Origin of the sequence: uncultured Campylobacter sp. (genome assembly GCF_938045405.1) — a bacterium.
Taxonomy (GTDB): domain Bacteria; phylum Campylobacterota; class Campylobacteria; order Campylobacterales; family Campylobacteraceae; genus Campylobacter_B.
Window position 1 is genome coordinate 1 of sequence record NZ_CALIMW010000211.1, and the last position, 9,060, is coordinate 9,060.

Below are 9,060 nucleotides of genomic sequence, written 5' to 3' on the forward strand. Positions count from 1 at the left end.
GCGACGTGATCCCAGCCGAGCACTCTAGCATAATCGAGCGCGGTTTTGCCGTGGATATTTTTAGCGTTTTTATCCGCACCCTTAGCAAGCAAAAGCTCGAGCCTCGTCAGATTGCCCGCGATCGCCTCGTGGTGCAGCATCGTGTAGCCCTCATCGTCCGTGCGCGTGATCTCGTCCGGATACCCGCGCAAAAACTCCTCGAAATTTTTCTTCGTATTGACGCTCATCGGGTGCTCGGTTAAATTTTGCGGATGCTCCTGCTGCTCGTACGCCACCAACACGACGTCAGGATCGCCGAAATTTAACCCCCACGCCTCGTCGTGCTCGGCGCGCTCGCTCTGGCTCATAGCTTTGCGCATCGCCTGCACGCTAAAGCCGCCGTAGGTCTTGCCCTCTATCGCAAACATCCAGTCGCTGATCTGCTCTAGCGGCACCGAGACTTGCTCGCCGTTTTTGACGTTGCTTAGCACGTTCGGGTCGTTTACGAGCACGCCGCAAACGCGCTCGCCGTCAAAATACACGTCGTTTACCCACATATGCTCGACCTCGGTGCTGCCGTTTAGCTCTTGCGAAAAGGCGACCTTGACGCAGGCAAAGCTAAGCGCAGGGACGATGCGGAGGCGCTCCCAGTACAGCTCGCGCCAGAAGTAGCGAAAGCTCTTTCGCGCCTGCTCGAATGCTTTTAGCATCGCCTCATCTTCGCCGTCCGCGTAAAACACGGGCTCGCTCTCTTTTGCGTCTTTTGCCGCGGCGTTTTCATCCTGCGCGCCTTTGCTATCGCTATCTTTCGAGCACGCGTCATCGCCGCCGAATAGTTTTTTAAACAGTCCCATTTGCTCCCCTTAAATTTAGTTGAGATTCGTATTGTATTTTAAATTTACTTTCATTTGCCTGATTAAAATAGCGGGCAAAATTTCACCGCGCGAGCCGTATAGCGGAGCGCAGAAGAGCAGGGTGGTCTTACGGCTTGCGTTCCGCGCCCGCACAAAAATTAAGCTATAATTGCGTTTAAATTTAATTAAAGGAGAGATTATGGGGCTATTCAGTTTGAGCAAAAAGGCTGAGAAATCGCAGGAGCCGAGCACGTTCGCGGGCAGAGTGGATAAATTTTGGGCGGAATTTAGCGGCGTGATAGATGAGATCAAGGCCGATCTGGCGGCGGAAGAGTTTGAAAAGGCGATGCAAAAGACCGACGAGAAGCTTCGTATCTGCCTTGCCGAGCCCTATTTTATGACGGGGCTCGTGGGCGATAAGCTCGATCTGGTGCTAACTCCCGAGGGTATGAGGCACCGATTATTTTGGCTAAGCTTTATCAAAAACGCTATGCCTAGGCAGCTTGAATCCAAGATGCTCTGCACGCTCGGAAAGCCGCGCGCGCCGCGAGGTATCGGCGGGATCGAGATGTATGACACGAGCGTAAACGCCGAGGAGTCGATGATCTACGCGCAGTTTAACGAAAGCGACGTGGATATCAAAATTTACAATGCAAATTTAGCGGCTCTGCTCGCGCAGGACGAGGGCAAGGCCTATAACCTTAGCTTTATCCTGCTTGACAATATGATCGGCGAAACGGCGATCATAAATACGCTAGGCGAGCTCGAGGTGCTGGCCCAGCCGCAGGAAAACGGCGTGCCGCTAAGCGAATTTGCCGATCTGGTTGATGAGAAATTCGGCGAAAAAGCCGCGCGCGAACCGCTAAAGAATTTTTTCAGCTACGAGATGGAGCCGCGCGGTAGCGAGGTACGCGAGGACGTGATCGTAGGCACCACCTGCCTAACGGCCATCGTAAATCAATATCTAAACGGCGAACGCGACATCTATAACGAAGCCTTCGAGCTCGGCATCAAATTTTGCTTTCTTAGCGTAGGTAACGGCGGCGACATGCAGGCGGGCTTTGATCTGCGAAACAAGATCGAGGACGAGGAGCTGGAGAGCTGCAGCTCATTTCTAGAGATAATCGGCGGCGCAACCGGGCAGAGGCACGCATACATCGATCTCATCTGCTATGACGAGGAGAGGCTAAAAGAAAAAGTAAGCGAGCTTTGCAAAAAATATGACGCAAATATCGAAATTCATGACTTTAAGCGGTAGCGGCCTCTGTTTTTGCGGCAGATAAATTTAAAATTTTGCGCCATCGAGGAAAATAAATTTTAAAACTCTACACCGCCGCTTAAAATAAATTTAAAATTTGCCGCGCCGCACGCTTTTCGTTCAGTTTTACCATTTCGCCGACACGCGGTAAAATTGAGCGAGCCGTGAGCTTGCGATATAAATTTTTTGGCGATTTAGCAGTAAATCTGGATAAAATTTGTGAGGTTCGCAGTGTGAATTTACGATGATAAAATTTTGCTTCGGTTTCGGCGCAAAGCGCGCCGATTAGGAAGCTTTTGGAAGATAAAATTTTAGGGGACGAACATGAAAATTATCTCGAAATTTAAAGATAATTACGATTTTATGGTGTCAAAATACGGACTTGACGAGACTTTGGTCTATGACCGCAGAAACTCTACTCTAGTCGGTGCTGACGAGCTATGGAGGCTTGACGAGGGCGATAAAAAGGTCTTTGAAAGGAAGCTTAGCGGGTACCGCTTTATCCGCGGTAAATTTATAAACTGGAGCAAAACGGACGTAAATAAGCTGCCGCGCCTGCTTCACTCCGCAATTTTCATCGGCAAAAATTTAGTCCATATTTTCACCTCTCAGGATAAAATTTACACAAGCCTAGAGTTTGACGAGACGGAGCTAAGAAGGCAGTATTGGGAAGACAGAACTTTGAGCTTTAGCGATGGATTTCGCGCCCATATCGTCTCGTGGCTAGGCAAGGTCGGCGAGCAGGCTACGCGCGAGGAAATTTTGCAGCTCGTAGCGCTAGAGGGCGACCGCAAAACGACACTAAAAAATATTGTTCGCGACGATAAAATTATAAGCAAAGATGAAATTTTGAGCGCCCCAATCGTATTTTTTAAGCTCACACAGAACATTCACACCGCAGCGATAAATCCACAGCTTAACGCGATGGGGTTTTATCTGGATGCCGACTTTGTCTGGCAAAGCCTAGTCGAGTTTTTATCCGCCAAAAAGGACGCCTCTGCTCCGGCAGGCACGATACCAAATGATATAAAAATCGCTAGCAAGGGCTTTGACGTAAAGCGCTCGTTTCGCCCAAAAATGAAATAATTCGGCTCGCGCAGCAAATAATCCGTGCAAATCGTCGCCAGAATTTATCCCTCTTTACTTCGCTGTTTTGACGCGCCTCATAAATCGAGCGAAATTTTATAAATTTTTATAAGTTTCGACGAGCAAGCGCACGAAAGCTTAGGCGCAAAATAAAACGCGGATAAAATTCCGCAAAAGCTCTTTCGCAAAATTTTAAAAGAATTAAAATATTTCCTTGAGGAATTTTAGAATTCCGCATAAGGCAAATTTACAAAAATCTCGTTAAAAATATAGAATTTCGTGAAAATTCCGCAAAATTTTAAAATTTTACCGCAGCGGCGTCCATCGCGCGCATTAGCCGCAGCATTTGAACGTGTTCGAAAACGTCGTGCGTGCGGATGATCGCGGCGCCGTTTAAAGCGGCAACCTGGTGCAGGTACAGCGAGCCTGCGAGCCTATCCGCAACCGCAGAGGGGCTGTAAAAATCGATAACGCTCTTTCTGCTCGCGCCCACGAGCAGCGGGCAGCCGAAGTGCAAGAAATGCTGCAAATTTTTAATCAGTACCAAATTTTGCTCGGCGGTCTTGCCAAAGCCGATGCCCACGTCAAGGATGATCTTTTTAAGCCCCGCGCTTTGCAGCTGCTGCAGATTTTGCGCAAAAAACTCATCGATCTCGCCCATCAGATCGTCGTATTTGGGCGCAAGCTGCATATTTTGCGGCTTTCCTTGCATGTGCATCAGCACGTAAGCGGCGTCGTAGCGAAGCGCAAGCGGTGCGAGAGCGAGGTTTGCGCTGATGTCGTTAATGATACTAAAGCCCCGATCTAGCGCAAATTCCAAACAATACTCATCGAAGCTATCGAGGCTAAATTTAGCCTTTTCGTGCAGACGCAGGCGGTAAATTTCGCTCACGACATCCTTTATGCGCGCAAACTCCTCATCTCTGCCGCAGTACTGGCTGCCCGGACGCGAGCTCACGCCGCCGATGTCGATGATAGCAGCGCCCTGCTCAATCATCTTTTCGATCTTATTGGTCGCCTCTTTTAAGCTTGCCGCGCGGCTTGCGGGGTTGAAGCTATCGGAGTTGATATTGACGACGCCCATTATTTCGCAGCTTTGCGGCTTAGCAAATTTCTTGCCTAGAAATTTCGCGAGCTCTTTTAGCCCGAAATCCTGCAGCGCTTCTTTTTGCGCCAAAACTTCGATCTGACGGTCGTTTGCGATCAAAACCGCGTCCGTACCATCGCGCCCTAGGATCACTCCTTCGTTGCACGCAAGCTCGGCGCCGATACTAAGGGCATCTTGCTTTAAAATATTTGCTGCGGGCGCTCGCAGATCTTTTAGATAGAAAAAGTTTAGGCGCGATTTTTTCTGCATTATCGCCCGCCCCGCATTTCGCACGCCGATACGCTCGCAAATCAGCGCAAAATCGGCCTCGTTTGAAATTTTATAAATTTTCATCTTTTCTCCTCGATCATCAACAGTAACGGAGTAAGCACGGCGTGGGCTTTGGCGTTGTGCTCGGCGAGGTAGCTTAGGCGGTCAATCCGCTGCAGCTCATCGCCGCTTAGACTGACGCCCGCTTCAAAGCACTCTAGCGCGATCTCGCCGATGAGTGCTTTTAGCGCCGTCTTATCCAGCTCACCCTTACGCTCCAGCGCGATCTGTGCGTCGATAAACTCCACCGCTTCCTTTAAGCTGAGTCTGGTTAAATTTAACCCGGTGCGGTATCTGGGCTTTCGCACGCAGAGGTTTTGCACCACGAGGCGCGAGCGGATGGTGGGCAGCAGGGCGTTGATAAAAGGAGTGACGAGGAAAAATACCGTGTTTTTGGGCGGCTCTTCTAAAATTTTAAGCAGAGCGTTTTGCGCCTCCTCGCCGAATTTTGTAGCGGCGATAACGATGATCTTATCCTCGCGCTCGGCGACGTAGGCTTCGTCTATGATCTTTCGCGCCTCGTCGATCTTGAGCTCGACGCTTTCGAAAAAGCGCAAATTTTTACGCGGAATTTCGGCTAAAATTTTATCTTTAAAGCCCTCATAATCGCCCGTTAAAACGATCTGATTTATGATTTTCAAAGCACCACTTCGTCAAAAAGCACGGCGTCGATGCTTTTGTCTAAAATTTTAAAAAGCTGGATCAGTTTGAGATCCAGACTCGGATCGCTCTCGCTCATGTAAAAGCTATTTTGCAGCCTCTCGTCGATGAGCCACAGATAGCTGTCTTCGTGGCTTTTGGCGATTTTGGCTAGCGGATGGTTGCCGTTGCCGATGTAAAAATATATAAAGCCGTTGGTAAACGCGAGGTTTAGCATATCGTTTAGCAGCAGCGCGTCCTCCAGGCTATTTACGCCGCCGCGATAAAGCGAGCGTAGCGAAAAAAACGGTAGCAGCGGGCGGGAGTTGGTAGAGGAGTTGATCTTTTTGATGATGTATTCGCTAAACCAGCTTCGCTCATCGTCGCAGATGACGATGAAAGCAAAGCCGTCGTGGAGGAATTTTAGCTTTGATGCTAAAAGCGGAGTCCAGTCCTCCTTGCGATTCTCGAGCCACTCAAGTCCGGGCTCGGAGCGCATCGCCGTGACGCTCCAAGTGTGCAGATCCTGCATTATTTATCCAAATCGTAGGCTTTATGTAGCGCGCGCACGGCAAGCTCGCCGTATTTAGCCTCTACGATCATCGAAATTTTAATCTCGCTCGTGGAGATCATCTGGATATTTATCCCTTCGTCCGCGAGCGTCTTAAACGCCTTGCTGGCTATACCGCTGTGGCTTTTCATACCTACGCCCACTAAAGAAACCTTTACGATATCGGCATCCGATTCGATGATGGAATTCGGATTTGGATTTACCTCTTTCATTACCGCATAAGCAGTCTGTAGCTCGTTTTGCGGCACGGTAAAGCCTAAATTCGTCTCGCCGTTTCGTCCGATATTTTGCACGATCATATCGACGTTGATCTCCTTGCTCGCAAGCGCGGAGAAAATTTCAGCCGCGACGCCGGGGCGATCCTCTACGTTTCTAATCGTAATTCTTGCTTGATTTTTATCCAGTGCAATGCCGCTAATTACCGCATCTTCCATCTTTTCTTCTCCTGTTATGAGTGTTCCTTCATGATCGTTAAAACTGCTTCGCGTCACCAAATTTACGTTTAATTTCTTCGCAAGCTCGACGCTTCGATTTTGCAAAACCTTCGCCCCCAAGCTCGCAAGCTCAAGCATCTCGTCGTAGCTGATGCGATCAAGCTTCTTAGCCTTTGGCTCGATTCTAGGATCGGTCGTATATACGCCGTCCACGTCGGTGTAAATTTCGCACAGATCGGCATTCAGCGCTCCTGCGACGGCGACTGCGCTAAGATCGCTTCCGCCTCGCCCGAGCGTAGTTACTTCGCCTGCGGTGCTGATACCTTGAAAGCCCGCGACGACGACGATTTTGCCCTGCTTTAGCGCCTCTTGCATGCTTTTTGGATCGATAGAGACGATGCGAGCTTTTGTGTGAAAATTATCCGTCACGATGCCAGCACCACGTCCGCTAAACGCGATCGCAGCATAGCCCTTAGCGTTTAGCGCGATAGCTAAAAGTGCACTCGTGACGCGCTCGCCCGAGCTTAGCAGCACGTCCATCTCTCTGCCTACGGGAGTTTTAGTAAAAAATTCCGCCTGCTCGATGAGCTGATTGGTAACGCCGCTCATCGCAGAGACGATTACCGCGACATCGTGTCCTTCGTTTTTAGTCTTTATCACGCGCTGCGCGACCGCCTCGATCCGCTCTAGCGTACCGACGCTCGTACCGCCGTATTTTTGAACGATCAGCATTAAATGTAACCCTCCTCCTTAAAATATTTTAAAACCGTCGCGTAAATCGGCTTTTTGAAGTGATTTACGTGCCTTAAAACCTCATTCGCGCCTACGAATTTAAATGCGTCGAACTCCGGAAGTTTAGTATTGATGTTTATATCGGCTAAGCTTCGCAATCGCACTAAAAAATACCTTTGAATTTGCCCGTCGTATGGGCGCATCTTTTGAGCTACTCCATCGGGAAAATCGTAGCTAAGCCACTTCGGGTACTCAGCGATGATATCGACTTTGCTTGTTCCGATCTCCTCACCGAGCTCTCTGCGGATCGCCATCTTAGGCGTCTCACCATCGTCGATACCGCCTTGAGGAAACTGCCAAGCGCCTTTGATGTCGCTTCGTTGCGCGATCAAAATTTCGCAATTAAACGGATACGAGGGCGAAAGTACGATTGCAGCGACATTTGGTCTGTAATTTTTCTCTTTTTCCATCTCGTTTTCTCACAAAAAATTTCTCAAAATTCTACCTAAAAATATTAAAATTTGCGTTAAGAGGCTTAAAATTTATATAAATTTTCAAATTAATTCGCTAAATTTTGTGACATAAATTTAGCCCATAGGACCGACCTTGCACATCTATATCCACGTGCCGTTTTGCACCCCCAAATGCCCGTATTGCGCCTTTGGCTCCTTCAGCGATAAGTTTAGCCTCGCAAAAAGCTACTTTCGCGCGCTAGAGCTTGAGGTACGCGACTTTTTGACGAAAAATCTGCAAGCGAAAATTTCGACGCTTTTTATCGGCGGAGGTACGCCAAGTGCCGTAGATGCGGGACTTTACGACGAAATTTTTGCGCTGCTCGCGCCGCATTTTACCGCCAAAGCCGAAATCAGCTCGGAAGCTAACCCAAACTCCGCTAGCCCCGCTTGGCTTAGGACGATGCAGGGGCTCGGCGTAAATCGCATCAGCTTCGGCGCGCAGAGCTTCAACGATGCCAAGCTAAAATTTCTCGGTCGCGCGCACAGTGCGGCGCAGATTTTTCTCGCGGTGCAAAATGCCAAAGCAGCGGGCTTTGATAATATAAATTTAGATCTAATCTACGCGAGCAAATTTGACGATAAAAGGAATTTAAAATTTGAAATGGATGAGCTTGCGCGCTGTGAAGTGCCGCATCTAAGCGCCTATGCGCTAAGCCTTGAGGAGGGTACGCCATTTTTTGGGCGCGAAAGCTTTAAAAAGGAAAGCGCGGCTCTAGCTAAATTTCTCTTTGCTCTTGCGGCGGATAGCGGCTTTAGCCAGTATGAAATTTCAAATTTTGCCGCGCGCGGACTGCGCTGTAAGCACAATCTCGCCTACTGGCGCGGCGAGGATTACGCCGGATTTGGAGCGTTTGCTGTGGGCACAAGCGGGCAGGTGCGCCTTAGCTCGCCTAAAAATTTGCGAGACTACATCGCAGATCCGCTGCAAAAACAGCGCGAAACTCTAAGCGCGCAGGATAAAAAGCTCGAGCGCATATTTCTTGGGCTGCGCTGCGTTTTGGGGTTTGAGGCGCAAATTTTAGACGCTGCGGAGCTAAGCAACGCGCAGCTGCTCGTGCGCGAAAAAAAGCTGAAATTTGCCGAGGGTAAATTTTATAATCCCAACTTTTTGCTCGCCGACGAGATCGCGCTTTTTATCACGCAAGAAAGCCGCCGCGGGCGCTAAATTTAAGATTAATGAAATTTTAGTTACAATACGCCACTTTTTACGTTAGGAAATTTTATGTTTGGTATCAGTATGCCTGAAATTACGGTCATTTTAATCATCGCGATAATCGTGCTGGGGCCCGAAAAACTCCCAAAAGTGCTGGTTGAGCTCGCGAAATACTTCAAAGTCATCAAAAAAACCATCAACGACGCAAAATCGAGCTTCGATCAGGAGCTTCGCATCGCCGAGCTCAAAGAGGATGCCAAAAAATATAAAGAGAGCATCACGCAAGCAAGCGAGGGTGTGCGCAAAAAGCTCACATTTGAGGAGCTCGACGAGATAAAAGGCGGTATCGACTCGGTCAAAGAGACGCTAAATGCGGGGCTAAAAGACGCGGAAAGCTCGCTTAAAGAAACGCTTAGCTCGGA

At 49.1% G+C, this 9,060-nt stretch carries 10 protein-coding genes; 4 read left to right on the plus strand and 6 right to left on the minus strand.

The genetic code is table 11. From position 1 onward, the window contains the following. On the minus strand, positions 1-833 hold an 833-nt coding region (locus Q0140_RS08680), incomplete at its 3' end, for a DUF2314 domain-containing protein (RefSeq protein ID WP_297963787.1). A gap of 199 nt (positions 834-1,032) precedes the next feature. Here Q0140_RS08680 and Q0140_RS08685 point away from each other — a divergent pair. Continuing rightward, positions 1,033-2,091: a hypothetical protein gene (locus Q0140_RS08685; protein WP_297963789.1), complete on the plus strand. Its 1,059-nt coding sequence runs from the start codon at positions 1,033-1,035 to the stop codon at positions 2,089-2,091. A gap of 324 nt (positions 2,092-2,415) precedes the next feature. Next, positions 2,416-3,177, plus strand: coding sequence for a hypothetical protein (locus tag Q0140_RS08690; RefSeq protein ID WP_297963791.1), 762 nt, complete (start codon positions 2,416-2,418; stop codon positions 3,175-3,177). A gap of 298 nt (positions 3,178-3,475) precedes the next feature. On the opposite strand, the gene folP is transcribed toward Q0140_RS08690, so the two are convergent. From folP to Q0140_RS08715, 5 genes are read right to left on the minus strand one after another with little or no spacing between them, the layout of a single operon-like run. Continuing rightward, complete coding sequence (gene folP / locus Q0140_RS08695) at positions 3,476-4,618, minus strand: dihydropteroate synthase (RefSeq protein ID WP_297963793.1); 1,143 nt, start codon at positions 4,616-4,618, stop codon at positions 3,476-3,478. After that, positions 4,615-5,235, minus strand: a complete 621-nt coding sequence (locus tag Q0140_RS08700) for a DNA polymerase III subunit delta' (protein ID WP_297963795.1) — start codon at positions 5,233-5,235, stop codon at positions 4,615-4,617. Before Q0140_RS08700 ends, folP begins: the two co-directional genes overlap by 4 nt. After that, a complete protein-coding gene (locus Q0140_RS08705; RefSeq protein ID WP_297963797.1) occupies positions 5,232-5,765 on the minus strand; it encodes a HobA family DNA replication regulator in 534 nt (177 codons plus the stop codon). The genes Q0140_RS08700 and Q0140_RS08705 overlap by 4 nt, the downstream gene beginning before the upstream one ends. Further along, on the minus strand, positions 5,765-6,970 hold the full coding sequence (locus tag Q0140_RS08710) for an aspartate kinase (protein ID WP_295151394.1): 1,206 nt from the start codon (positions 6,968-6,970) through the stop codon (positions 5,765-5,767). The genes Q0140_RS08705 and Q0140_RS08710 overlap by 1 nt, the downstream gene beginning before the upstream one ends. Beyond that, a complete protein-coding gene (locus tag Q0140_RS08715; protein ID WP_297963798.1) occupies positions 6,970-7,440 on the minus strand; it encodes an RNA pyrophosphohydrolase in 471 nt (156 codons plus the stop codon). Before Q0140_RS08715 ends, Q0140_RS08710 begins: the two co-directional genes overlap by 1 nt. Before the next feature lie 136 nt (positions 7,441-7,576). Here Q0140_RS08715 and hemW point away from each other — a divergent pair, with 136 nt between their 5' ends. Together hemW and tatB are read left to right on the plus strand one after the other, a co-directional pair. Continuing rightward, a complete protein-coding gene (gene hemW, locus Q0140_RS08720) occupies positions 7,577-8,650 on the plus strand; it encodes a radical SAM family heme chaperone HemW (protein WP_297963800.1) in 1,074 nt (357 codons plus the stop codon). 57 nt (positions 8,651-8,707) lie between these two features. After that, positions 8,708-9,060, plus strand: a 353-nt coding sequence (gene tatB / locus Q0140_RS08725; protein WP_297963802.1) for a Sec-independent protein translocase protein TatB, incomplete at its 3' end; no start/stop codon positions are given.